This is a genomic window from Gordonia sp. w5E2 (genome assembly GCF_036540975.1).
Lineage (GTDB): Bacteria > Actinomycetota > Actinomycetes > Mycobacteriales > Mycobacteriaceae > Gordonia > Gordonia jacobaea.
The window spans coordinates 3,153,927-3,178,073 of record NZ_CP144213.1; the positions used below are offsets into that span (position 1 = coordinate 3,153,927).

Consider the following 24,147-nt stretch of genomic DNA (forward strand, 5'->3'; position numbering starts at 1 on the left):
GGAGTTCGACAATGGCTGCCGTCTGTGACGTCTGCGGCAAGGGTCCGGGCTTCGGCAAGTCCGTTTCGCACTCGCACCGCCGTACCAACCGCCGCTGGAATCCCAATATCCAGTCTGTGCGTGTCGAGGTGGCCCCGGGCAACCGCAAGCGTAAGAACGTCTGCACCTCCTGCCTGAAGGCCGGCAAGACCACTCTCGCCTGATCGCGAGAACTAACAACCCGATCCCGACCGAGCGAACGCTCGGCCCCGGGGTCGGGTTGTCTGCATCTCCGGGTTAGGGTGTCGTCCATGACCTCGACCACAACGTCCCCGGCAGACTCGGCTGTGACACAGGACGGCGACGTCCTCGTCCTACGCATCTCCGATGCGGGCAAGGGCGGCGCACTCGACGACGCCTCACTGAAATCGGCAACAACCGCCCTGCGTGAGATCGCACGCGGCGAACGCGAAGTCGGCGCGATCCTGTTGCTCGGCGCGGGCCGAAACTTCTGCGCGGGCGGCAACGTGCGCGATTTCGCCTCTGCCGAGCACCGCCCCACCTTCATCCGCGCTCTCGCCGACACCTTCCACGACTTCGTCACCGCCCTGCTCGACGCTGATCGTCCGGTCGTCGCGGGTGTGCGTGGCTGGGCTGCGGGGGCCGGGCTGAGCATCGTGTTGCACGCAGACATCGCGATCGGTGGGCCGTCGACCAACCTGCGTCCGGCCTACACCGGAATCGGCCTGTCGCCGGACGGCGGCATGACGTGGACCCTCCCGCGCACCGTCGGAGCGGCCCGCGCCCGCGACATCATCCTCACCGACAGAGTCATCACCGCCGACGAGGGGCTCGCGTGGGGCATCCTCTCGCGCCTCGTCGACGACACCGAGATCGACGACACCGCCGCCGAGATCGCCCGCACACTCGCCGCGGGTCCGCGCGCCGGACTGGCCGCGACGCGCGCACTCCTGAGCGGGTCGGCCACCGCAACCCTCCGCGATCAGCTCGCTGCCGAGGCGCACGCGATCTCCACCAACAGCGGCTCCGCGGAGGGTGTCGAGGGCGTCGACGCGTTCGTGGGCAAGCGGACCCCCGACTTCGCAGCGGCACGCGATCGGTGACGACGTTCGACGCCTCGTTCATCGAAGACCTCGACACGTTGTTCGCGTGGCGTCGTGACGTCCGACATTTCCGCTCCGACCCGCTGGAGCCGGGGCTGCTCGACGAACTGCTGGCACGAGCCGAGCTCGCCCCGTCGGTCGGCAACAGCCAACCGTGGCGATGGGTGCGCGTCGACTCGGCCGAGGCTCGCGCTCACATCCGCCGTAACTTCGTCGAGTGCAACGCCGAAGCACTCGACGGGTACGCGGGCGAGCGCAAGCGTGCGTACGCGGAGCTGAAGCTCTCCGGACTCGACGACGCTCCGATCCAGCTCGCCGTCTTCACCGACCACGCGGGCACACAGGGACACGGCCTCGGTAAGCGGACGATGCCCGAGACCCTCGACTACTCGACGGTCACCGCCGTCACGACGCTATGGCTGGCGGCGCGGGCGCGCGGCGTCGGCGTCGGCTGGGTGTCCATCCTCGACGCCCCCACCGTGGCAACCGATCTCGGCGTACCCGACACGTGGCGACTCACGGCATACCTGTGCCTTGGTTATCCCACCGAGGCCGACGACATTCCCGAACTCGAGAGGGTCGGCTGGCAGGAGCGCACCGACGCCGATGCCCGACGCTTCGTCCGCTGACAGGAAGGCAGCGGCTTCAGGAGAGCGCGGGGCTTCAGGAAGGCAGGCGCCAGTCGATCGGTTCGCCGCCGAGGTCTTCGAGTTCGGTATTGGCCCGGCTGAACGGACGCGAGCCGAAGAAGCCTTTGCTCGCCGACAACGGCGACGGGTGCGGTGACACGATCACCGGGACGTCGGGCATCCACTGCTGCAGGCCGGCGGCGTCGCGTCCCCACAGGATGGCCACGAGTGGCTCGTCGCGCGACACAAGCGCTTTGATCGCGCACTCGGTCACCGCCTCCCACCCCTTATTGCGATGCGACGCGGGCTCGCCGGGAGCAACGGTCAACACTCTGTTGAGCAGTAGCACACCCGATTTCGCCCAGGGTGTCAGATCGCCGTTGGCGGGCTTGGGATACCCGAGGTCGGAGCAGTACTCGGTGTAGATGTTGGCCAACGAGCGCGGGACGGGCGAAACATCCTCTGCAACAGAGAAGCTCAGTCCCACCGCATGCCCTGGTGTCGGATATGGGTCCTGCCCGACGATGAGCACGCGGACGTCGTCGAACGGTTGTGTGAACGCGCGCAACACATTTCGTCCGGCCGGGAGGTAGCCGCGGCCCGCAGCGTTCTCGTCGCGCAGGAACTGCCCCATCTGGGCGATGTCGTCTTCGACCGGCGCAAGCGCGTGCGCCCAACCGGGATCGATGAGTTCGCTCAACGGTTGTGGGGTCATGATCAGTCGAGTCTCCTGAGCTTCGATCGGTAGTACAGCGAATTCTGGTAGTACATCTCGACGTTCAGGTCGACATGGTCGGCGGGCACCTCGAATCCCTCGCGGATGCGCGCGGGCACGCCGAGTGCCATCGCACGCGCGGGGACCGAGAACTTGAATGGCACAACGGCTCCCGCTCCGACAATCGCGCCGTCGCCGACCGTCGACCCGTTGAGGACAACAGATCCCGACGCGATCAGACAGTTGTCGCCGATCGTCGAACCCTCGATGTGGGCGTTGTGTCCGACGACGCAACCGGCGCCGATGACCGTCGGATCGATCGGCGTGCAGTGGATGACCGTGCCGTCCTGGATGTTGGTTCGCCGGCCGATGGAGATGGTCCCGTAGTCGCCGCGCAGCACGGCTCCGGGCCACACCGACACCCCGTCTGCCAGTGTCACGGCGCCGATCACCGTCGCGTCGGGGTGGATGTACACGTCGTCACCGAGGACCGGTTCACGATCGTCTAGTGCGTAAATCGCCATGTGACGATCTAATCACCGCCGTGACGGCCGCCACCTACTGGTGTCAGAAGGACTGCCATCCGCGCAGGTCACCCGCCGCAATGCCGTCGAGAGACACCAGTGCGCGATCGCCGGTGCGTTCGCGGACGTCTCCGATGACGACCCACCCCGACGGAACGTCGGATGCCGCGAACGCAGCAAGCAACTGGTGGTCTTCACCCCCCGTGAGTGCCCAGACGTCGTCGGACTCCCCGAGTTCGGTCGCGGCGCGCGTGGTCGCCGCTGTTCGCGGAACTCGCGAGACGTCTACTGCGAGAGCGACATTCGACGCCGCCGCGAGGGTCTCCAGCTCCTCGACGAGCCCGTCGGACACATCGGTCATGGCGTGAGCACCTGCGCGCGCCGCCACGACACCCGCCGAGAGGTCGGGGTTGGGCAGACGGTGCGCATCCACTACTTCGGCATGCTGTGCGAGTAGCCGGTTGGAGCGCTCCGAATCGTCACCATCGCACTCGTCCGCGTCGCGGTTATCAGCGGCAAGCAGGACGGCGAGCCCGGCGGCGGCACTGCCGAGCGGTCCGCTCACGGCCAAGACGTCGCCCGGTTGCGCACCGGTCAACGCCACCGGGGTGAGCCCGTCGAGCGCGCCGACCGACGTGACGGTGAGCACCACTTGATCTGCGGCGACGAGGTCGCCGCCGAGCACACGACCGCCGAGACGATGTGTCGCGGCCAGGATGCCGTCGTTGATCTCGGTCACAGTTGTAGCGGGGGTGCTCACCGGACAGGCGATCGACACGACGACGCCGACCGTACGTGCCCCCATCGCCGCGATGTCTGCTGCACTCTGGATCACCGCACGCTCGCCTATCTGGCGCGGCGTCGACCAGTCGAAACGAAAGTGGCGGTCCTGCACGGCGGTGTCCGTGCTGATGACGGTGGGGCCGCCCGCGTCGAACACGGCGGCGTCGTCACCCGATCCGACGACGATGTCGCCCGACGTTGCGGTCGTCGCCGCCGAGGTGAACAGCGAGATGAGTGCCCGCTCGCCCAGGTCACCGACGGTGACGTCGGCGGGATGGGTGTGGTCGGGGGTCGTGGCGTTCTCGTCGCCACCTGCCACTGTCAACTCCTCGTCGGCTCCACGGTTATTCGTTTCGGTTCGCGCTCTCGCGGCGTTGTGGTGACAATATCCCCACAGTGTAGTGACTTCGTGTGGCGCTTCGACGCGCGAAGTGGTTTCCGGGAGACCGGAGCCGGATGCCTTCGGCGGCTTGCCGCGGGCGTCGACTCGCCGCTCCCCAGCCCGGGGCCGACGGCACAGTGGATACGAGAGGATGGCCGTGGTTCAGGCATACATACTGATCCAGACGGAGGTCGGACGAGCCGCATTGGCGGCGGCGACGATCGCAGAGATCTCCGGAGTTGCCTCCTCCGAGGAGGTCAGTGGACCCTACGACGTGATCGTGCGGGTCGAGGCCACCGATGCGGGCCACCTGACCAACGACGTCGTACCTCAGATCCAGAAGGTCGACGGCATCACACGCACCCTGACCTGCCCGGTGGTGAACGCGGCGCACTGACCGGCACGCCACAGGAGCGGCGAGGCGATGTCCTAGGGTTGTCGTCGTGACCCCACCCGGACCGGACGAACCCGACAACAACGCCGACCGTGCGGAGAAGCCCGACACCGTCAGCGCGGCCGACTCCGCCGAAAGCGTCGTGAAGCCCGACGACGCCGAGGACGCCGACGCCACCGAAAGCGCCGAGGACACATCGCACGCACGCTACGGCGACTCCGGCCCGCGGCTGAATCCTGCGCTGATCGCCACTCTGGTGACGATCCCGGTGATGGTGATCGTGGGCTTCATCGTCTTCGCGGCGCTCCGCCCGGACACCTCGGACTCGACGCCCGTCGAGTCGTACACCGCGGAGTCGTCGACTCCCGCGGAATGCGCGAAGTTCCTCGCCGCGCTGCCACAGACCTTCGAGGGCTACGGTGACAAAAAGGTTTCGGACACGCAGGCGAGTTGGCCTGCGAACAAAGAGGGCGATCCGGTGATCGTGCGGTGCGGCGTCTCCCGCCCGGCGGAGCTCTCCCCCACCAGCAACCTGCAGGTGGTCAACCCCGTGCAGTGGTTCATCACCGATTCCATCGAGGGTTCCGGGCAGGCGTTCGTGTGCGTCGATCACCGCCCCTACGTCGCGCTGTGGGTTCCGGTGAACGCGGGCAACGGACCGATCACCGACGTGTCGGCCGCCATCGAACGGACACTACCCCGGGGACCACTCGACTTCGGCTGAGTGGCAACCCCTTTCGCGCGGCTCGAGCGCGAGTGGCTTATGCGTGGCCGGAACGGAACTCCGGTTTGGTCTTGCGACCCAGCAATGAGCTGACCGCGTCCGCCACGGGCAGTCCGTCGTGACAGACGCTGTTCACCGCTTCGGTGAGCGGCATGGAGACCTGGTACTTCTCGGCGAGTGCCGTGACGGACGTACACGATTTCACGCCCTCTGCGACCTGACCCGACGCTGCAGCCTGCGCCTCTTCCATCGTCGCCCCCTGCCCGAGATGAGCACCGAAGGTGCGATTGCGCGACAGCGGCGACGAGCAGGTTGCGACGAGGTCGCCGATACCCGCGAGACCGGCGAGGGTCTCTATCTGCCCACCGACCGCGCTCGAGAGTCTGATGGTCTCCGCGAGGCCACGCGTGATGATCGTCGCGAGGGTGTTCTGCCCGAATCCGACGCCGCTGGCCATACCGCACGCGAGCGCGATGACGTTCTTGACCGCCCCGCCGATCTCGCACCCGATGACGTCGGTGTTGGTGTAGGGCCGGAAGTAGCCGGTATTGAACATCTGCTGCAGTTGCTCGGCACGCGAGAGGTCTGTGCACGCGATCACCGTGGCCGCGGGCTGACCCTCGGCGACCTCACGGGCGAGGTTCGGCCCGGTGAGCACCGCGATCTGTTCGGAGGGAACCTCCGCGACCTCCGCGATCACCTCGCTCATCCGCATTAGCGTCGACGTCTCGATGCCTTTGGCCAGCGAGACCAGTGTGGCGTCATCGCTCAGGTGCGGACGCCAGTCGGAGAGGTTGTCGCGCAGGGACTGCGCCGGGACAGCGCACACCACGAGATCCGCGCCGGTCAGTGCGTGCGCGATGTCGCTCGACGCCGTGAGATTCGAGGGAAGGGTGATTCCCGCCAAATAGTCGGCATTCGTGTGCGACTCGTTGATCCGATCGGCGAGTTCTTCTCGCCGACACCACAGAGTGGTATCGGTCCCCGCGTCGCTGAGTACCTTCGCCGTCGCCGTGCCCCAAGACCCGGCACCCATCACAACCGCCCGCACAACTCTCCTCATTCGCCCGACATCGCTTCGGTCAAGGGTAGACCGCCGATGATGCCCGTCCGGTCGATTCAAGAACCTGCGGCGCCGAGCACCCCGGGCATCCACACGCGCTCTCCCGCATGGGTCATCATGTCTACATGACCCTCTCGTGTGTACGCGGTCATCCGAACGAGCGACGACGCATGCCCGCCGACGCTCCGCGACCCGCCGATCGCGGTCAGCACTGCGACGACTCCGGCGACGAGTGCACGCTCGGCAGCATGGTCGCGGTCCTCGCGGTCAAGCGACTCGGCGACGCCAAATCACGTCTCGTCTCGACCATGGGCGACGACGCAGCGCATGGCGCGGAAACGAGCGGTGGGGACACGAGCGGCGGGAAGATTGCTGCCGACAGTGCTCCGGCAACGCTCTCGCCCGCCCAGCGCGAGCGCCTGCGCGCCGACCCCGGTGCGTTCGTACTCGCCATGTTCGCCGACACCATCGCCACCCTGCACGAAGCGGGGATTCGCGACGTCGTCGTCGTGACCCCTGATCACCGTGTCCGCGAGCGGGCGCAACAGCTCGCGGCACACGTCGTCGACGAGCCCGGCGACGTCGCAGGCGACTTGAATGCGGCGTACGCGCTCGGTGCCGCCACGGCTCGGACCAGGTGGCCTGCGCATCGGCAGGTCTTGATCGTCCAGGCCGACCTTCCCGCCGCGCAGCCGACGAGTCTGCGCGAGATCGTCGACGCCGCGGTCGAACGAGGCGAGTCGATGGTGACCGACCGTGCGGGCACCGGCACGTCGCTTCTGCTGCGGCCGATGACGGCACACGAGTTACCGCGTTTCGGGCCGGATTCGGCTGCGGCACACCGTGCCGCGGGAGTTGTCGAACTCGACCCCGAGCATCTCCTCTGGCCCGACGTGCGCACCGACGTCGACACCGTCGGCGATCTCATCGCAGCACTGCGACTCGGCGTCGGCGAGCACACGAGGTCGGTACTTAAAGATGTCCGGATTCCCGGCGCGACGGCCAGCGGTGTCGGCGAACAGTCCGATGCGTCATGATTGAACGGTGAGCACAGCCGACGACACCACGACGACTCAGGTCTCAACACAACCGATCAGTGCGATTCCTGGTGCGCCGCCCGCGGCAACTCTCGAACCGGGCGAGTCAGCCGATCTTCCTGAGGACAGATATCTCAATCGCGAGCTGAGTTGGCTCGACTTCAATTCGCGTGTCCTCGCCCTCGCCGAGGACACGTCGATCCCGCTGCTCGAACGCGCGAAGTTCCTCGCCATCTTCGCGTCGAACCTCGATGAGTTCTTCATGGTCCGCGTCGCGGGTCTCAAGCGCCGTGACGAAACCGGCCTGTCGGTCCGTTCAGCCGACGGACTCTCCCCACGCGAACAATTGCTGCGCATCGCCGGCCGCACTCAGACTCTTGCCGACCGGCACGCCAGAGTGTTTCTCGACTCGGTGCGTCCTGCCTTGGCGGACAACGACATCTACGTCGTCGGGTGGTCGGAACTCACCGAGGCCCAGCAGGCCCGGATGGTCGAGTACTTCCACGATGACGTGTTCCCGGTGCTGACGCCCCTCGCCGTCGATCCTGCCCACCCCTTCCCCTACATCAGCGGACTGAGTCTCAATCTCGCTGTCACCGTGCGCGACGCGGGCGAAGGCGGCGAGCACTTCGCGCGAGTCAAGGTGCCCGACAACGTCAATCGGTTCGTTCGTGTCGATCGACTGATGCCGCCGAGCACAGAGAAAGACGGAAAAGGACATCGCACCGCGATCTTCCTGCCGATGGAAAATCTGATCGCCGCCAATCTCGGACATCTGTTCCCCGGCATGGAGATCGTCGAGCACCACGCCTTCCGCATCACGCGCAACGCAGACTTCGAGGTCGAAGAGGATCGCGACGAAGACCTGCTTCAGGCGCTCGAACGTGAACTCGCACGGCGCCGGTTCGGTTCGCCGGTCCGACTCGAGGTCGCCGACGACATGACCGAGCACATGCTCGAACTGCTCCTACGTGAACTCGACGTCAACCCCGCCGACGTCATTCAGGTTCCCGGACTGCTCGACCTGGCGTCGCTGTTCGAGATCGGCTCACTCGACCGGCCGCAGCTCAAGGACCCGCCGTTCGTTCCGTCGACGCATCCCGCCTTCGGCGAGCGGGAGACACCCAAGAGTGTGTTCTCGACGCTGCGCGAAGGCGACGTCCTCGTCCACCACCCCTACGATTCGTTCTCGACGAGCGTGCAGCGCTTCATCGAGCAGGCCGCTGCCGACCCGCAGGTTCTCGCTATCAAGCAGACGCTGTATCGCACCTCGGGCGACTCGCCGATCGTCAACGCGCTCATCGACGCTGCCGAGGCAGGCAAGCAGGTCGTGGCGCTCGTCGAGATCAAAGCGCGCTTCGACGAACAGGCAAACATCAAGTGGGCGCGACAGCTCGAGCAGGCAGGCGTGCACGTCGTCTACGGCCTCGTCGGACTCAAAACCCACTGCAAGACATGCCTTGTGGTGCGTCGTGAGGGATCGTCGATCCGACGCTATTGCCACATCGGCACCGGCAATTACAACCCGAAGACCGCGCGGCTCTACGAGGACGTCGGGTTGTTCACTGCCGCACCGGACATCGGCGCCGACCTGACCGACCTGTTCAACACGCTGACCGGTTACTCCCGCAAACGCGAGTACCGCAACATCCTGGTCGCTCCCACCGGGATTCGTTCCGGCATCGTCGAGCGCATCAACCGTGAGATCGAACTCAAGCACGAGGGCGATCCGCGCGCCCGAGTTCGGTTGAAGGCCAACGCTCTCGTCGACGAGCAGGTGATCGATGCCCTGTACCGCGCATCGCAGAACGGTGTTCCGGTAGAGATCGTCGTGCGTGGAATCTGCGCCTTGCGTCCCGGGATGCCAGGCGTCAGCGACAACATTCATGTGCGCTCGATCCTCGGCCAATTCCTCGAACACTCACGCATCTTCCACTTCGGGGCGCAGGATGAGTATTGGATCGGCAGCGCCGACATGATGCACCGGAACCTCGATCGACGCATCGAGGTGATGGTGCAGGTGCGCGACGACCGACTCACCGCTGAACTCGGCGACATCTTCGATTCGGCACTCGACCCCCGCACGCGATGCTGGGTCCTGCAGTCGGACGGTAGCTGGCGGGCCTCGCCCGCTGCGGGCGAGGAGGTACGCGACCATCAGCGACAGATGATGCGGCGTACCCGCCGTCGCGACGCAGGTATGTGACGAGGCCACCCTTTTCGTAACCTTCGGCCACTAACATCACAGGCAATGTCTAAGACACACAAGACGATCTGGGCTGCTGGCGGCGTGCTGTGGCGGCCACGGGAGAACAACAGTGTCGAGATCGGTGTGATCCATCGACCTCGCTACGACGACTGGACGCTTCCCAAGGGGAAGATCGAAGCCGACGAAACACTGGTCATGACCGCGGTCCGCGAGATCGGCGAGGAGACCGGCTACCGCGTACGCGTGGGCAGGTATCTCCGCGATGTCAGCTACAACATCTCGAGCGGCCGAAAGCGCGTGCGGTACTGGTCGGCTCGAGCCGTCGGCGGAGATTTCGTCGAGAACCATGAAGTCGACGAGATGGAGTGGCTCGGCGTCGACGCCGCCGAGCGTCTCCTAAGCTACTCGCAGGATCGCCGCGTACTACGTGAATTCCTAAGGCTCCCAGCCGATCTCGATACACTGGTGCTGGTTCGCCACGCCAAGGCGGGCAGTCGCTCCAGGTATCACGGCGACGACAGGCTGCGTCCGCTCGACGCCGAAGGACGCGCACAGGCCGACGCGCTGTCGGTGATGCTTCCCGCGTTCGGTACCAACGAGATCCACAGCGCCGACCGGACCAGGTGCGAACAGACCCTAGCACCGACCGCGCGTGCGTTGGGGGTGCCGATCATCATGGAATCGACGCTGTCAGAAGAGGCTTTCCGCGACGACCCCGTTGCCGCGCAACGACGCATCGTCGACCTCGCGACCGACTCGGGACCCGTCGTGCGCGCAGTGTGCAGTCAGGGCAAGGTGATTCCGCCCCTCATGGAGTGGTGGGGCAAACAGGACGGCGCCTCGTTGCCCGCCGCGCGCAATCGCAAGGCCAGCGCCTGGGTGGTGTCGACACATCAGGGCAAGCTCGTCGCCGCCGACCATATCGACAGTCCACTCCCTCACCGCGACGTGGAATGACCTGTCACACGGGTTAATCGGTCCGGATACACCTCACCCCCGACGGGGGAAGGCCATCGGGGGTGAGTTGAGGGTGTGTACTCGACGCTGCTGACTCTCAGCGACGGGTGGTCTTCTTGGCGGCTGTCTTCTTGGCCGTCGTCTTCTTTGCCGGCGTGGCCGTGGTCTTCTTGGCCGCGGTGGTGGTCTTCTTGGCCGGCGTGGTCTTCTTGGCCGCGGTGGTCTTCTTCGCCGCGGTGGTGGTCTTCTTGGCCGGCGTGGTCTTCTTGGCCGCGGTGGTCTTCTTCGCCGCGGTGGTGGTCTTCTTGGCCGGCGTGGTCTTCTTGGCCGCGGTCGTCGTCTTCTTCGCAGCGGTGGTCTTCTTCGCCGCGGTGCCTGTCGACTTCTTTGCCGCAGTGGTCTTCTTGGCCGCAGTGCCCGTGGTGGCCGCGCTGCCACGCTTCACGGCAGGACCCGACGAGGCGAGCTTCTGCTTGCCGGAGACGACTGCCTTGAACTGAGCGCCGGGGCGGAACGCGGGCACCGATGTCGCGCGGACCTTCACGGTCTCACCCGTGCGCGGGTTGCGCGCGACGCGCGGTGCGCGACGACGCTTCTCGAAGACACCGAATCCGGTGATGGTGACGCTCTCACCCTTGTTGACTGCGCGCACGATCGAATCGACCAACTGCTCGACCGCCTGGGTCGCGGTCTTTCGATCCGTGTCGAGTTTTACTGTCAGCTCATCGATGAGCTCTGCCTTGTTCATTGGATACCTCCGCAAGCCGATCTGGCCCTCTTATCAGGCCAGCTACCACCACACGGTAAACGTCGACGCCGAAAACTTCCATCTTCCACGCCAATTAGCGCGACGTGTCACCAATTCGTCACGCTTTCGGGCACTTCCGTCGTGGTATCGCGGAAAGGCTTATGCAGAGCCTTAAATCAGAGCGGCAATGTTGTCGGCTTCCATGACGGGCGACGCTGCTCATACTCAGAAATCGCGTCTACCTGCCGTAATGTCAGCCCGATGTCGTCGAGGCCCTCCATCAGACGCCACCGCGTGTAGTCATCAATTGTCAACGGCACCACGAGGTCTCCCGCGGTTACGGTCCGATCTTCGAGGCTCACAGTCAGTTCGAGACCCGGCTGCTCTTCGAGACGCTTCCAGATCAGTTCGACGTCGGATTGCTCGACCTGCGCGGCGACGAGGCCGGCCTTTCCGGCGTTGCCGCGGAAGATGTCTGCGAACCGCGACGAGATGACGACGCGAAATCCGAAGTCCGACAGCGCCCAGACGGCGTGCTCACGTGACGACCCGGTGCCGAAGTCGGGACCCGCGACCAGAACCGAGCCGCGATTCCAGGGCTCGACGTTGAGGATGAAGTCGGGGTCGGTCCGCCAGCCGGCGAACAGTCCGTCCTCAAAACCCGTGCGGGTCACGCGCTTCAGGTAGACGGCGGGGATGATCTGGTCGGTGTCGACATTGCTTCGACGCAGCGGAACGCCGATGCCTGTGTGGGTGATGAACGGTTCCATGGTGTGTGCCTCTTGCGATCTGGGAGTTGGCTTCGGTGATGGCGGAGTCAGACGGCGCGTCGCGCGCCTGTCACAGATCCGCGGGCGACGACAGCGTGCCTCGCACAGCCGTTGCCGCGGCAACGGCGGGTGACACGAGATGTGTACGGCCGCCCTTGCCTTGTCGCCCTTCGAAGTTGCGGTTCGACGTCGACGCGCAGCGCTCGCCGGGCGCGAGCTGATCTGGGTTCATTCCAAGACACATCGAGCATCCGGCCTGACGCCACTCCGCGCCTGCCGTGGTGAAGATCTCGCCGAGACCCTCCTCGTCGGCCTGCGCACGCACCCGCATCGAGCCCGGGACCACAAGCATCCGAACACCTTCGGCGACCGTCCGACCGTCGAGGATCTCGGCGACGGCACGCAGATCCTCGATCCGACCGTTCGTGCACGAGCCGACGAAGACGGTGTCGACGCTGATCTCGCGCAACGGGGTTCCCGGGGTGAGGTCCATGTACTCAAGAGCTTTCGACGCCGCGCCGGCCGCGTTCTCGTCGCCGAAGTCGGCCGGGTCCGGGACCGAAGCCGAGAGTGGCGCTCCCTGGCCGGGATTCGTACCCCACGTGACGAAGGGACTCAACGAAGCGCCATCGATGTGCACTTCCTCGTCGAATTCGGCGCCGTCATCGGTGCGCAATGACTTCCAATACTCGACGGCCGCATCCCAATCCGCCCCCTTCGGAGCATTCGGACGGCCCTTGAGGAATTCGAAGGTGGTCTCGTCGGGAGCAATCATGCCCGCACGCGCGCCCGCCTCGATCGACATGTTGCAGATTGTCATCCGCGCTTCCATCGAGAGATTCTCGATGGCGCTACCGCGATACTCGAGTACGTAGCCCTGTCCGCCGCCCGTACCGATTTTGGCGATAACGGCCAGGATCAGATCCTTACTCGTGACACCGGGCGGCAACTCGCCGTCGACCGTGATGGCCATCGTCCGAAATGGTCGCAACGACAGCGTCTGCGTCGCGAGTACGTGCTCGACCTCCGATGTCCCGATTCCCATTGCGAGCGCACCGAAGGCACCGTGGGTCGACGTGTGACTGTCACCGCAGACAACCGTCATTCCGGGCTGGGTCAGTCCCAGCTGAGGACCGACGACGTGAACGATGCCCTGTTCCTTGTCGCCCATGGGGTGCAGGCGGATACCGAACTCTTCACAGTTGCTTCGCAGGGTGTCGACCTGCGTGCGCGACACCGGGTCGGCGATGGGCAGGTTTGTGTCGACCGTCGGCACGTTGTGATCCTCGGTCGCGATCGTCAGGTCCGGCCGGTGGACGGGCCTGCCCGCGAGCCGCAGACCTTCGAATGCCTGCGGACTCGTGACCTCGTGAACGAGGTGGAGATCGATGAAGATCAGATCGGGGTCGTTGCCACCGTTCGCGTCTCCGCGTACGACGACGTGGTCGTCCCACACCTTCTCGGCGAGAGTACGAGGCTTACTTGCGCTGTTCGTCATCACTGCACTCATTCTGGCTGTAGCACTTGTGGTTTCGGGTGGGGTGCGGCGAGGGTCGGCGGGCTGTGCCGTCTCTCGCGTGCATCTCACGATGTGGACCGCTAGTATCGTCCTATGGGAAAGGATAGCGCACCGGAACCGCAGAGCGGAATCGGTGTCCTCGACAAGTCCGTGATCGTATTACGGGCCGTCGCGCAGGCTCCGGCCAACCTCACGGAGCTCTGCGAGCGCACCAACCTGCCAAGGGCAACGGCCCATCGGTTGGCAGTCGGCCTGGAGACGCATCGCCTGCTCGCACGCAACGCCGCCGGACGGTGGTACCCCGGGCCGGCCCTGGGCGAATTGGCGTCGAGCGCGCACGATCCCATCCAGGAGGCCGCACTCATGGTGCTCCCCCGACTGCGTGAGATCACCGGCGAATCCGTTCAGGTCTATCGCCGTGAAGGCTCCGAACGCGTCTGCATCGCGGCCATGGAACCGCCAACGGGACTGCGCGACACCGTACCTGTGGGCACCCGCTTCCCGATGAGCGCGGGCTCGGCGGCCAAGGTCCTGCTCGCCTGGGCCGAACCGTCGACTCAGCGGGCTCTTCTGCACGACAGCGTCTTCAGCGAACGTGCGCTCTACGAGATCCGCCGACGCGGCTGGGCGCAGAGCGCCGGCGAGCGAGCCGCGGGTGTCGCCAGCGTCTCGGCACCGCTGCGCGACGCCAACGGCGATGTGGTTGCGGCGATCTCGGTCTCCGGGCCGATCGATCGAATGGGCCGACGCCCGGGCGCGCGGTGGGCGGCCGATCTACTCGCCGCCGCCGAGGCCATCCAGAAACGGTTAGTGCCAACCGCGCGAGGCTGATTCGGTTAGCGTCTGGGCATGGGAACAAACCAACGTCAACAGATCGTCATGTCCGACGCCGAGATCACCGACTTCGTCGAACGCAGTCGCACAGCAACTCTCGCGACCCACGGCGCCGACGGCGGCATCCACCTCGTCGCCATGTGGTACGGCGTCATCGACGGCGAGATCTGGTTCGAGACAAAGGCCAAGTCACAGAAGGCGGTCAATCTCGGCCGCGACGCACGCTGTTCGGTCCTCATAGAGGACGGCGACACCTACGACACTCTGCGCGGCGTCGCATTTGAAGGACATGCGGAGATCTACGACGATCCCGACCATTGCCACCGCATCGGCGTGAGCGTCTGGGAGCGATACACCGGCCCCTACACCGACGAGATGAAGCCCTTCGTCGACCAGATGATGCACAAGCGCGTCGCTGTGCGGCTCGTCCCGGCGCGCGTTCGGTCCTGGGATCACCGGAAGCTGGGCCTCGACCCGATGCCGGTCGCCGGGTCGACGGCGGTCATCGACACCTCATCGACCTCACCAGCCTGACTGGCGCATTCTGATCGGCGCATTTCGATTGACGCTCTCGATGGTGCGCAATAAAAGGCGGCAACGAAAAAGTGCACCTCTCGGAGGAGAGGTGCACTTTTTGTTGTAGCCCCGACGGGATTCGAACCCGCGCTACCGCCTTGAGAGGGCGGCGTCCTAGGCCGCTAGACGACGGGGCCAAGACTCGATATTCAGTTGTAAAAGCCAGGGTTTGGTGTCCCGGCTTTCGCTGGGGTACCAGGACTCGAACCTAGAATGGCGGTACCAGAAACCGCTGTGTTGCCAATTACACCATACCCCAAAGGTCTCGTTCTCCGTGAGGAAAACAACCTGCGATAGCCTAGCAGAGGCCGACCGGGTTACTACAAATCGCCTGGTCAGACCCGCTAAATGGCCACCTGGCCCACCGCCGAGCGGAGCCGCGCGAGGCTCTTGTCGCGTCCGAGCAACTCCATCGACTCGAACAGCGGCGGGCTGATGTGCGATCCGGTGATCGCCACCCGCACGGGTCCGAATGCCTTTCGTGGTTTGAGCTCGAGTCCGTCGACCAGCGCCGTCGTCAGGGCTTCCTGGATGGCATCGGTATTCCACTCGGCAAGCGAGGACAGCGTCGAGATCGCGGCGTCGAGGACCGGCGCGGCGTCGGCGCCGAGGTTCTTTGCTGCCGACTTCTCGTCGATCGCGAACTCGTCATCGCTGACGTAGAGGAACGAGATGAGCGGCCATGCCTCACCGAGAACCTGGATGCGGGTCTGTACCAGTTCTGCGATCGTGGCGAACTGCTCGTCGTCGATCGGATCGGTGAACAATCCCTGGGTGACCAGGTATGCCTTGAGCCTCGCCGCGAAGTCGTCGAGTGCGAGCATGCGGATGTGCTCGGCGTTGATCGCGTCGGCCTTCTTCTGATCGAAGCGTGCCGGGTTGGAGTTCACGTCGCGGACGTCGAATTTGTCGATCATCTGGTCGAGCGTGAACACGTCGGTCTCGTGGGAGTAGCCCCACCCGAGCAGGGCGAGGTAGTTGAGCAGACCCTCCGGGAGGAACCCGCGGTCGCGATGGTGGAAGAGGTTCGACTGCGGGTCGCGCTTGGAGAGCTTCTTGTTGCCCTCCCCCATCACGAATGGCAGATGTCCGAATTCCGGGACGCGCTCGGCGACTCCGATCCGGATGAGCGCCTCATACAGCGCGATCTGGCGGGGCGTCGACGAGAAGAGGTCTTCACCGCGCAGCACGTGGGTGATCTTCATCATCGCGTCGTCGACGGGATTGACGAGCGTGTAGAGCGGGTCGCCGTTGGCGCGGGTGAGTGCGAAGTCGGGAACGGTGCCGGCCTTGATGGTCGTCGGCCCGCGTACGAGATCGTTCCAGGTGATGTCGTCGTCGGGCATCGGAAGGCGGACAACGGCTTTGCGTCCCGCTGCGCGATAGGCCTCACGCTGTTCGTCGGTGAGGTCGCGGTCGAAGTTGTCGTAACCGAGCTTGGGGTCACGCCCTGCCGCGCGGTGACGTGCCTCGACCTCCTCGGGCGTCGAGAACGCCTCGTAGGCCTCACCCGCGTCGAGGAGTTGCTTGACGACGTCCTTGTGGATGCCGCGACGCTCCGACTGTCGATAAGGCGCGTACGGGCCCCCGACCTCCGGGCCCTCGTCCCAGTCGAGCCCGAGCCAGCGGAGGGACTCGAGGATGGCGTCGTAGGATTCCTGGCTGTCGCGCGCGGCGTCGGTGTCTTCGATCCGGAAGACGAAGGTGCCCTTGTCATGACGCGCCTGGGCGAAGTTGAACAGCGCGGTCCGCACCATTCCGACGTGCGGTGTGCCCGTCGGCGACGGACAGAAACGGACACGGACTCCCTGCGCGCTGCTCATGGAGGTCAGCGTATCGAATGGGTACCGACCGCCGACCGCCTGCTCAGTCGCGGTGGCGACCGAGGAAGTCGACCAGCAGTCGATTCACCTCGGCCGGCTGCTCGAGATATCCGAAATGCCCGGCCTTCTCGACCTGCGCATACTCCGCTGTCGGGATCGCGTCGGCCACTTCACGAGCGAGCTCGACAGGAAGCCGTCTGTCGTCGCTGAATCCGACGACCAGCGACGGGACGGCGATGCGTCGGTACGCGTCGAGTCGGTTGGGCTCGTTCGTGTGGATTCCCAGTTGCGCACGCATGCCGGGCGTCATCTTCTGCTGCGAGAACATCATGACGTCGAGCCAGTCGCGGGTCGTGCGATCGTCGGCGAGTGTGTGCGCCGAGAGATTCAACTCGGCAGTGATCGCTGCCTCGTACTCGGGCGGCAGCTCGACCCCGTTGTCGTAGAGCGCACGCTCGCCCACCGAGAAGGTCTCCTGCAGAACGGTGGTGCGCCCATAGGTCGCCATCATCACCGCGCCGCGGACGAGATCCGGTCGCGCAAGCGCAAGCTCCTGCGTGATCCGTGCGCCGAGAGAGGTTCCGACGACGAATGCCGGTGCAATGCCGAGCGATTCGATCAGGCTCGCGGTGTCGGCGACCATGTCGTCGAGAGTGAAGCCGTCGGCACACTCCGACGATGGCGCGATCCCGCGGTTGTCGAATGTGACGACCTCGTACCCCGCTTTCACAAGCGCGGGAACCTGATTGGCCTTCCACACCCGCCCGGGGCTGCCGCTGCCCATCACCATCACGACGGCGGGACCCGTCCCCGTGCGCTCGTAGGCGATCTCTATTTCGTTGACGTGTGCGACGCCCGATCCGCTCACGGCTTGTCGACCACCGGATTGCTCAAGGTGCCGATGCCCTCGACCGTGACCGAAACACGTTGTCCGGCAACCATCGGACCGATTCCCTCGGGAGTTCCGGTGAGTATCACGTCGCCCGGGAGCAGAGTCATCACGCGTGAGACCCATTCCACCAGTGCGCCGACGTCGTGAAGCATCAGCGACGTGCGACTGCGTTGACGTACCTCGCCGTCGAGCTCGGTGGTGATCGCAGCGTCGGACGGGTCGAACGTGGTCTCGATCCAGGGTCCGAGGGGGCAGAAGGTGTCGTAGCCCTTGGCGCGCGTCCATTGGCCGTCGATCTTCTGCTGATCGCGGGCGGTCACATCGTTGGCGACCGTGTAACCGAGGATCGCAGAAGCGGCGTCGGCAGCCTTCACGTCCTTGCACGGACGTCCGATCACGACGGCGAGTTCGCCCTCGAAGTCGACACGTTCCGACGACGGCGGACGCACGATGGGCACCTCGGGTCCAACGATGGAGGTGTTGGGTTTGAGGAAGATCACAGGACTCTCCGGCGCTTCCGAGCCCATTTCGGCGGCGTGTGCCGCGTAGTTCTTCCCGACGCAGATCACCTTGGACGCGAGGATCGGCGCCAGCAATCGGACGTCGACCAAAGGCCACGATCTGCCCGTGAACGTCGGTGTACCAAAGGGATGTTCGGCGATTTCCTTGGCGATCGAGGAGCCATCCGACTCTTCGATCGAGACGAAAGCCACACCATCAGGACTCGCAATTCGGCCAAGACGCATACCAAGAACACTAGCGCACGCATCGCGTCCACTCTGTGGGACGTGAAATTGAGCCGACGTCGCATCAGTCTTAGAATGTGAACATTGCATCTCATTATTTGAGAGTCGTTCGAGATGCGCGACGACGCCACCTGGCCACCGCTGCCAGGACACACCCGAGGGAGGTCCGCGATGACGACCACGTCCACCATCACCAACACCAGGCGCTGGACCATGCTCGCGTGCTCGCTCATCGCCGCGATGACGACTGCGGTTGTCGTGGGAGGTGTCGCCTACCTCATTCCCGCGCTGCACACCCAGCAGGGCATGTCGCTCGCCCAGGCCTCTGTGCTGGCCACGATCCCGACGATCGGCCTCATGATCGCGATCGTCGGCTGGGGCACGCTGCTCGATCGATACGGCGAGCGGACGATCCTGCTGATCTCGGTCTCCATCACTCTTGTCGGCACATCCGCTGCCGCGATTACCGCGGCCGCCCAGGCGTCGTACGTCGCGATCGCGGCCTGTCTGTTCATCGCCGGAGTGGGTTCTGGTGCGGCCAACGGCGCGAGCGGACGCATCGTCGTCGGATGGTTTCCTCCCGAATTGCGTGGCACGGCAATGGGAATTCGGCAGATGGCACAGCCGCTGGGGATCGGCGTCTGCGCACTGACGATGCCAGTGATCGCCGCACGACACTCCGTCGCGGCCGCGCTGGCGGTGCCCGCTGTCGTGACCGCAATCGGTTTGGCTGCCGTCGTGTTCGGTGTGATCGATCCGCCCACACCGTCGACAACCGGCGCCACCGCCTCAGCGCAACGTCGAAACCCCTACCGCGAGAGCTGGTTTCTGGCGCGGGTCCACGCGGTCAGCGTCTTGTTGGTGATCCCGCAGCAGATGCTGTGGACATTCGTACCGACCTGGCTGATCGTCGCGCGGCACTGGTCACCCGCCGCAGCGGGCATTTTGGTGACGATCACCCAGGTGATCGGCGCGTTGGGCAGGATCGCGGCCGGTCGCTGGTCGGATGCCTGGTTGTCACGGATGCGGCCGATTCGGCTGATAGCGCTCGGCGCGGCGGCGGCGATGGCGCTGCTCGCCGTCGCCGACTGGCTGCACACGCCGTTGGCGCCCGCATTGATGATGATTGCCTCGGTGATCACGGTCGCCGACAACGGTCTCGCATTCACCGCGATCGCCGAATATGCAGGGCCGCAGTGGAGTGGCCGCGGACTCGCTATCCAGAACACCGCCCAGTACCTGGCAACGGCGGCGACCACACCCCTCTTCGGACTTCTGATCGGCGCCGCAGGATTTCCGCTCGCCTTTCTCGTCAGCGCTGTCGCTCCCGCTGTGGCGACCCCACTCATCCCGAAAGACGCAGTGCCGCAGGAGGAGTTGGTCGCCTGACTGCGCGACACATTTCACCACCGGGTGAGACACTCATCGATGCGAGGATGCCTGCGCGAGACTCGCATTCACCAAACCTGCGGCCTGCTGCGCATCGGGAACGACGACGAGTTGACGGCTTCCGTCGGTTCGAGTGATCAACAGGGCCGAGCCTGACCGCAGGACGATCCCGCGTACCCCACGCAACCGCCCGTGCACACAGAGCCGCTCACCGTAACCGCCGAAGTCGCGCAACGCGTTGACCTGAGTGACCTCAGCACGCACGACGTCACTCATCGGGACGGTCATCCGGGGCCATCCGACAACGCCCCGCACGGCGATCCGCTCCCGATCAACAGTCACGCGGGCAGACCACAGGATCGCGCCGGCCAACGCGGCGATGACACCCGGCAGCAACAACCATGGCTCCCGCAGGAGCACCGCGAGCATGACAATCGACACCAGCACAAGGCCGAGGACGACCAGCGAACCCGCCGACGTCGATACCCGACGCTGCCACAAAAAGCGCTCTCCCACTGCGAGTTCGGCCATCGGTAGTTCGCCGACCGGCACAGGTGCTGCCTGCTGGGTCGGGCGCACCAGCGCAGCGGTGATCAGACCCACGACCAGTCCGATCACTCCCGCGACAGCGAGTTCGATTGCCGGAACACCGATCTCGTACACCGTGGCGGTACCGCGTTGGGAGCCAACGCTACCCACGATCCCGAGCACCATGAACACGGTCAGTCCGTTGACGAGTGCGAGCGCCAGTCGTAGCAGCCTACCGTCACGTATGAACCACCCCGCCGCACCTCCGAGAACCGCTCCGAGAACCGCAATCACCACCACGGAGGCGACGACGCCGATCACACTCATCGTGCCGTCGACTCCGTGTGAGTTCCAATGCGTAGCAATCTCTTTCGGCAGCTCCGCGCGCCAGATACGCAAGAGCACCAGCGCGACGGCGAGCACCGCGATCGACGGAAGCGTGCCCAACAGGACCGCTGCCACCCTCCCCGAACGGCGTTGAGACGACGGATGGTTCATGACATCCTCCTGGTGATTTCGACGTTCAGTTCCGCTGGCCCGACTCCGAAGCGGCGGGCCGCGTCGACGAGTCGGTCCAGCGCATCAGCGAGTTCGGCATTGCGCGGCGCATCGCTGGAGACCACAGCACCTCGGCCCCTGCGAAGCTCGACCAGTCCTTCGTCGCGCAATTCTTGGTAGGCGCGCAACACGGTGTGGATATTGACGTCGAGCGATGCAGCGAGGTCGCGAGCGGACGGAAGCCGCTCACCCTGGGCCAGCTCTCCCCGCGCGATGCCGCCACGTACCGACGCGGCGATCTGGGTGAAGATCGGCGCGCGATCTGCGGTATCGATGCGGATGAGCACGCCCCAATCATATAGTTCTAGTTCAAATAGAACAACTATCTTCGCCGCGTCGATCTGCCGCGCGCTGCGCTGCGCAGAAAGTTACGTCCCGTGGGTCGCTCGTATGTACCGGTACATGCGGATGTCCCGAGGGGCGCGGTTTTCTGCGGGTGAAAGTAGCGGGTGAGAGTATCTGCGCGGGTTGAGCCAGTGGCCACAAACGACTCGGGCCGGAACCCGAAGGTTCCGGCCCGAGAAGAGGACAGCTGACTAGAGACGATCCAGGATGCGCTTGCCGATCTCGCCGGTCGACAGCGTCGCGCCGTCGCGGTCGAGAAGATCGTCGGCGACGGCCTTTTCGACGCGGCGCGCCTCGTCGGCGTATCCGAGGTGATCAAGCAGGAGCGCCACCGACAGGATTGCCGCGGTCGGGTCGGCCTTCTGCTGGCCTGCGATGTCGGGGGCACTGCCGTGCACCGGCTCGAACATCGAGGGGTTGGTGCCCGTGGCGTCGATGTTGCCCGACGCCGCCAGGCCGATGCCGCCGCTGACCGCTGCCGCGATGTCGGTGATAATGTCGCCGAACAGGTTGTCGGTGACGATCACGTCGAACCGGCCCGGATCGGTCACGAGGTAGATCGTCGCGGCGTCGACGTGGCAGTAGTCGACGCTCACGTCGGGGTACTCCGCGGCGACGGCGTCGACGGTGCGACTCCACAACGATCCCGCGAACGTCAGCACGTTGGTCTTGTGGACCAGCGTCAGATGCTTACGACGGTTGGTCGCACGCTCGAAGGCGTTGCGCACCACTCGTTCCACCCCGTAGCGGGTGTTGACGCTGACCTCGGTCGCGACCTCGTGCGGGGTGTCGACGCGGATCGCTCCACCGTTTCCGGTGTACGGACCCTCCGTGCCCTCGCGGACCACGACGAAGTCGATGTCCGGGTCGCCCGCCAACGGCGAGGTCACCCCCGGGAAACGATGCGACGGCCGCAGATTGACGTGATGGTCGAGCGCGAACCGCATCTTGAGCAGCAGGCCGCGTTCGAGCACTCCCGAGGGCACCGACGGATCGCCGATGGCGCCGAGGAGGATCGCGTCGTGCTCACATAGCGACGCCAGATCGTCGTCGGTGAGCAGTTCTCCGTTGCGGTGGTAGCGACGAGCACCGAGGTCGTACTCGGTGACCGCCACGTCGGGCACGAGCGTCGTCAAAACTCCGAGTGCCTCGGAGATGACCTCCGGGCCGATGCCATCTCCGGCGATGACCGCGAGTTTCATGACAGATCCACCTGCTCGATCAGAGTGGAGTCGACAGCGTTCGAGATCTCGGCGACCACGGCGTCGTCGACCTTGGTGCTCACGCGCAGCATCATGGTCGCGCCGCCGCCGTCGGCGTCCTGCGAGAGCGCCGCGGCGAGGATGTCGATACCCGCGTTTCCGAGCAGCGTGCCGATCTTGCCCAGCGAACCGGGCTGGTCGACGTAGCTGACGAGCAGGTTGAGGCCTTCGGCCCGCAGGTCGAAGTTGCGGCCGTTGATGTTGACGATCTTCTCGACCTGGCGCGGCTCTGTGATGGCACCCGAGACGTTCTGCACAGAGCCGTCGGCGTAGACGGCCTTGACGTCGACGACGCTGCGGTGGCTGGGACTCTCGGTGTTGGTGACGACCTCGCTGGTCACGCCACGCTCGGCAGCAACCGTGGGTGCGTTGACGAAGGTCACGGGCTCGTCGAGTGCGGCGGAGAAGAGTCCACGAAGGGCAGACAGCGCGAGGACGTCGACGTTGCTCGACGCGAGCTCACCGCGAACGTCGACGACGATCGACGACGGCAGTTCGCTGCTCAGGGCACCGATCAGGACGCCGAGCTTGCGCGACATCTCCAGCCACGGAGCGACCTCTTCGTCGACGGCTCCACCGGTGATGTTGACCGCGTCGGGAACGAAGTGACCTGCAAGCGCGAGACGCACGCTCTTGGCGACGTCGGTACCTGCGCGATCCTGCGCCTCACTGGTCGACGCACCGAGGTGCGGCGTGACGACGACCTGCGGCAGCTCGAACAGCGGCGAATCGGTGCACGGCTCGGTGGCGAAGACGTCGAGGCCCGCGGCACGCACCTGACCCGACGTGATCGCGTCGGCGAGAGCCTGCTCGTCGACGAGTCCACCGCGGGCGGCGTTGACGATGATCACGCCCTTCTTGGTGCGCGCGAGCTGGTCGGCGCCGATCAACCCGAGGGTCTCCGGCGTCTTCGGCAGGTGCACGGTGACGAAGTCTGCACGCTCGAGCAGTTCGTCGAGGCTGACCAATTCGATGCCCAGCTGCGCCGCACGCGCGGGCGAGACGTAGGGGTCGTAGGCGATGACGTGTGTCTCGAACGCGGCGAGACGCGCGGCGACGAGCTGGCCGATGCGACCGAGCCCCACGACGCCGACCGTCTTGTCGAAGATCTCGACGCCGTTGAACGACGAACGCTTCCAGGTGTGCTCACGCAGGGTCGCGTCGGCGGCCGGGATCTGACGTGCGGCCGAGAGCAGCAAGGAGACCGCGTGCTCGGCGGCGGTGTGGATGTTGGAGGTGGGGGCGTTGACAACCATCACGCCACGCGCGGTCGCGGCAGGTACGTCGACGTTGTCGAGACCCACGCCTGCGCGGGCGATGATCTTGAGGTTCTTGCCCGCCTCGAGCACCTCCTCGTCGACGGTGGTGGCGGACCGCACGAGGATTGCGTCCGCGTCGACCACTGCCTCGAGGAGCTTGGGACGGTCAGGGCCGTCGACCCACCGCACCTCGACGCCATCGCCGAGCGCTTCCACGGTCGAGGGGGCCAGTTTGTCGGCGATCAGGACGACCGGACTGCCAGCTGAGGTCACAGTGAATTCTCCGTAGATCGGTTACACAGGAATCGAGACGCCGAAGACGTGTCGACATGTCGAGGGACGTGATCGAAGCGCCAAGGACGTACGGGACTCAGCTTA

Annotated in this window: 25 protein-coding genes and 2 tRNA genes; 11 read left to right on the forward strand and 16 right to left on the reverse strand. The window is 65.4% G+C overall.

Going from position 1 to position 24,147, the window contains the following annotated elements; translation table 11 throughout:
- Nucleotides 1-11: 11 nt before the first annotated feature.
- The 3 genes from rpmB (at nt 12) to bluB (ending at nt 1,732) form a co-directional block, all read left to right on the forward strand.
- Nucleotides 12-203 carry a 50S ribosomal protein L28 gene (gene rpmB, locus RND64_RS14185; RefSeq protein WP_005180428.1) on the forward strand — a complete coding sequence of 64 codons (192 nt, stop codon included), beginning with the start codon at nt 12-14 and terminating at the stop codon, nt 201-203.
- An 87-nt stretch (nt 204-290) separates the two neighbouring features.
- The gene (locus RND64_RS14190) at nt 291-1,103 is read left to right on the forward strand and encodes an enoyl-CoA hydratase/isomerase family protein (RefSeq protein WP_083444333.1); all 813 of its coding nucleotides are present in this window, start codon (nt 291-293) and stop codon (nt 1,101-1,103) included.
- Nucleotides 1,100-1,732: a 5,6-dimethylbenzimidazole synthase gene (gene bluB, locus RND64_RS14195; RefSeq protein WP_049698375.1), complete on the forward strand. Its 633-nt coding sequence runs from the start codon at nt 1,100-1,102 to the stop codon at nt 1,730-1,732. Before RND64_RS14190 ends, bluB begins: the two co-directional genes overlap by 4 nt.
- 34 nt (nt 1,733-1,766) lie before the next feature.
- Here the strand turns inward: bluB and RND64_RS14200 are convergent, their stop codons facing one another.
- The 3 genes from RND64_RS14200 to thiL are packed head-to-tail and all read right to left on the reverse strand — an operon-like array spanning nt 1,767 to nt 4,073.
- Nucleotides 1,767-2,447: a uracil-DNA glycosylase gene (locus RND64_RS14200; RefSeq protein ID WP_049698376.1), complete on the reverse strand. Its 681-nt coding sequence runs from the start codon at nt 2,445-2,447 to the stop codon at nt 1,767-1,769.
- 2 nt (nt 2,448-2,449) lie between these two features.
- The gene (locus tag RND64_RS14205; RefSeq protein ID WP_049698377.1) at nt 2,450-2,971 is read right to left on the reverse strand and encodes a gamma carbonic anhydrase family protein; all 522 of its coding nucleotides are present in this window, start codon (nt 2,969-2,971) and stop codon (nt 2,450-2,452) included.
- Nucleotides 2,972-3,014: 43 nt separating this feature from the next.
- A complete protein-coding gene (thiL, locus tag RND64_RS14210; RefSeq protein ID WP_049698378.1) occupies nt 3,015-4,073 on the reverse strand; it encodes a thiamine-phosphate kinase in 1,059 nt (352 codons plus the stop codon).
- Nucleotides 4,074-4,287: 214 nt separating this feature from the next.
- On the opposite strand from thiL, the gene RND64_RS14215 reads away from it, so the two are divergent.
- A complete protein-coding gene (locus RND64_RS14215) occupies nt 4,288-4,533 on the forward strand; it encodes an Lrp/AsnC ligand binding domain-containing protein (protein ID WP_049698379.1) in 246 nt (81 codons plus the stop codon).
- Nucleotides 4,534-4,672: 139 nt separating this feature from the next.
- Complete coding sequence (locus RND64_RS14220; protein WP_049698613.1) at nt 4,673-5,254, forward strand: DUF3515 domain-containing protein; 582 nt, start codon at nt 4,673-4,675, stop codon at nt 5,252-5,254.
- A gap of 37 nt (nt 5,255-5,291) precedes the next feature.
- Here the strand turns inward: RND64_RS14220 and RND64_RS14225 are convergent, their stop codons facing one another.
- Nucleotides 5,292-6,305, reverse strand: a complete 1,014-nt coding sequence (locus tag RND64_RS14225; RefSeq protein WP_049698380.1) for an NAD(P)H-dependent glycerol-3-phosphate dehydrogenase — start codon at nt 6,303-6,305, stop codon at nt 5,292-5,294.
- 137 nt (nt 6,306-6,442) lie between these two features.
- On the opposite strand from RND64_RS14225, the gene cofC reads away from it, so the two are divergent.
- Genes cofC through RND64_RS14240 form a run of 3 tightly spaced genes read left to right on the forward strand, consistent with a single transcriptional unit; the run spans nt 6,443 to nt 10,520 of the window.
- On the forward strand, nt 6,443-7,354 hold the full coding sequence (gene cofC, locus RND64_RS14230) for a 2-phospho-L-lactate guanylyltransferase (protein WP_235434311.1): 912 nt from the start codon (nt 6,443-6,445) through the stop codon (nt 7,352-7,354).
- Nucleotides 7,355-7,361: 7 nt separating this feature from the next.
- The gene (locus tag RND64_RS14235; RefSeq protein ID WP_049698382.1) at nt 7,362-9,560 is read left to right on the forward strand and encodes an RNA degradosome polyphosphate kinase; all 2,199 of its coding nucleotides are present in this window, start codon (nt 7,362-7,364) and stop codon (nt 9,558-9,560) included.
- Between the two features lie 45 nt (nt 9,561-9,605).
- Entirely contained in the window at nt 9,606-10,520 is a 915-nt protein-coding gene (locus RND64_RS14240) for an NUDIX hydrolase (protein ID WP_049698383.1), read from the forward strand.
- Between the two features lie 97 nt (nt 10,521-10,617).
- Here RND64_RS14240 and RND64_RS14245 read toward each other — a convergent pair whose 3' ends face one another.
- From RND64_RS14245 to leuC, 3 genes are all read right to left on the reverse strand, one after another.
- Nucleotides 10,618-11,268, reverse strand: coding sequence for an HU family DNA-binding protein (locus RND64_RS14245; RefSeq protein WP_049698384.1), 651 nt, complete (start codon nt 11,266-11,268; stop codon nt 10,618-10,620).
- Between the two features lie 176 nt (nt 11,269-11,444).
- A complete protein-coding gene (gene leuD / locus RND64_RS14250) occupies nt 11,445-12,038 on the reverse strand; it encodes a 3-isopropylmalate dehydratase small subunit (protein ID WP_049698385.1) in 594 nt (197 codons plus the stop codon).
- A 70-nt stretch (nt 12,039-12,108) separates the two neighbouring features.
- On the reverse strand, nt 12,109-13,536 hold the full coding sequence (leuC, locus tag RND64_RS14255) for a 3-isopropylmalate dehydratase large subunit (protein WP_049698614.1): 1,428 nt from the start codon (nt 13,534-13,536) through the stop codon (nt 12,109-12,111).
- A 114-nt stretch (nt 13,537-13,650) separates the two neighbouring features.
- On the opposite strand from leuC, the gene RND64_RS14260 reads away from it, so the two are divergent.
- Nucleotides 13,651-14,388 carry an IclR family transcriptional regulator gene (locus RND64_RS14260; protein ID WP_049698386.1) on the forward strand — a complete coding sequence of 246 codons (738 nt, stop codon included), beginning with the start codon at nt 13,651-13,653 and terminating at the stop codon, nt 14,386-14,388.
- Between the two features lie 18 nt (nt 14,389-14,406).
- A complete protein-coding gene (locus tag RND64_RS14265; protein ID WP_049698387.1) occupies nt 14,407-14,925 on the forward strand; it encodes a pyridoxamine 5'-phosphate oxidase family protein in 519 nt (172 codons plus the stop codon).
- A 106-nt stretch (nt 14,926-15,031) separates the two neighbouring features.
- Here RND64_RS14265 and RND64_RS14270 read toward each other — a convergent pair.
- From RND64_RS14270 to RND64_RS14290, 5 genes are all read right to left on the reverse strand, one after another.
- A tRNA-Glu gene (locus RND64_RS14270) sits at nt 15,032-15,104 on the reverse strand.
- A 50-nt stretch (nt 15,105-15,154) separates the two neighbouring features.
- Nucleotides 15,155-15,226, reverse strand: a tRNA-Gln gene (locus tag RND64_RS14275).
- Between the two features lie 85 nt (nt 15,227-15,311).
- Nucleotides 15,312-16,790 (reverse strand): glutamate--tRNA ligase, encoded by a 1,479-nt coding sequence (gene gltX, locus RND64_RS14280; protein WP_049698388.1) that lies wholly within the window; start codon nt 16,788-16,790, stop codon nt 15,312-15,314.
- Between the two features lie 43 nt (nt 16,791-16,833).
- Nucleotides 16,834-17,658: an alpha/beta fold hydrolase gene (locus RND64_RS14285; protein WP_049698389.1), complete on the reverse strand. Its 825-nt coding sequence runs from the start codon at nt 17,656-17,658 to the stop codon at nt 16,834-16,836.
- Entirely contained in the window at nt 17,655-18,428 is a 774-nt protein-coding gene (locus RND64_RS14290) for a fumarylacetoacetate hydrolase family protein (protein WP_049698390.1), read from the reverse strand. The genes RND64_RS14285 and RND64_RS14290 overlap by 4 nt, the downstream gene beginning before the upstream one ends.
- Before the next feature lie 171 nt (nt 18,429-18,599).
- On the opposite strand from RND64_RS14290, the gene RND64_RS14295 reads away from it, so the two are divergent.
- Complete coding sequence (locus RND64_RS14295) at nt 18,600-19,817, forward strand: MFS transporter (RefSeq protein ID WP_049698391.1); 1,218 nt, start codon at nt 18,600-18,602, stop codon at nt 19,815-19,817.
- A 33-nt stretch (nt 19,818-19,850) separates the two neighbouring features.
- On the opposite strand, the gene RND64_RS14300 is transcribed toward RND64_RS14295, so the two are convergent.
- From RND64_RS14300 to serA, 4 genes are all read right to left on the reverse strand, one after another.
- Nucleotides 19,851-20,843 (reverse strand): hypothetical protein, encoded by a 993-nt coding sequence (locus RND64_RS14300; RefSeq protein WP_049698392.1) that lies wholly within the window; start codon nt 20,841-20,843, stop codon nt 19,851-19,853.
- Entirely contained in the window at nt 20,840-21,190 is a 351-nt protein-coding gene (locus tag RND64_RS14305; protein WP_049698393.1) for a GntR family transcriptional regulator, read from the reverse strand. Before RND64_RS14305 ends, RND64_RS14300 begins: the two co-directional genes overlap by 4 nt.
- Before the next feature lie 249 nt (nt 21,191-21,439).
- Nucleotides 21,440-22,450 carry a 3-isopropylmalate dehydrogenase gene (locus RND64_RS14310; RefSeq protein ID WP_331436082.1) on the reverse strand — a complete coding sequence of 337 codons (1,011 nt, stop codon included), beginning with the start codon at nt 22,448-22,450 and terminating at the stop codon, nt 21,440-21,442.
- Nucleotides 22,447-24,042 carry a phosphoglycerate dehydrogenase gene (gene serA, locus RND64_RS14315; RefSeq protein WP_049698395.1) on the reverse strand — a complete coding sequence of 532 codons (1,596 nt, stop codon included), beginning with the start codon at nt 24,040-24,042 and terminating at the stop codon, nt 22,447-22,449. Before serA ends, RND64_RS14310 begins: the two co-directional genes overlap by 4 nt.
- Between the last annotated feature and the right edge of the window lie 105 nt (nt 24,043-24,147).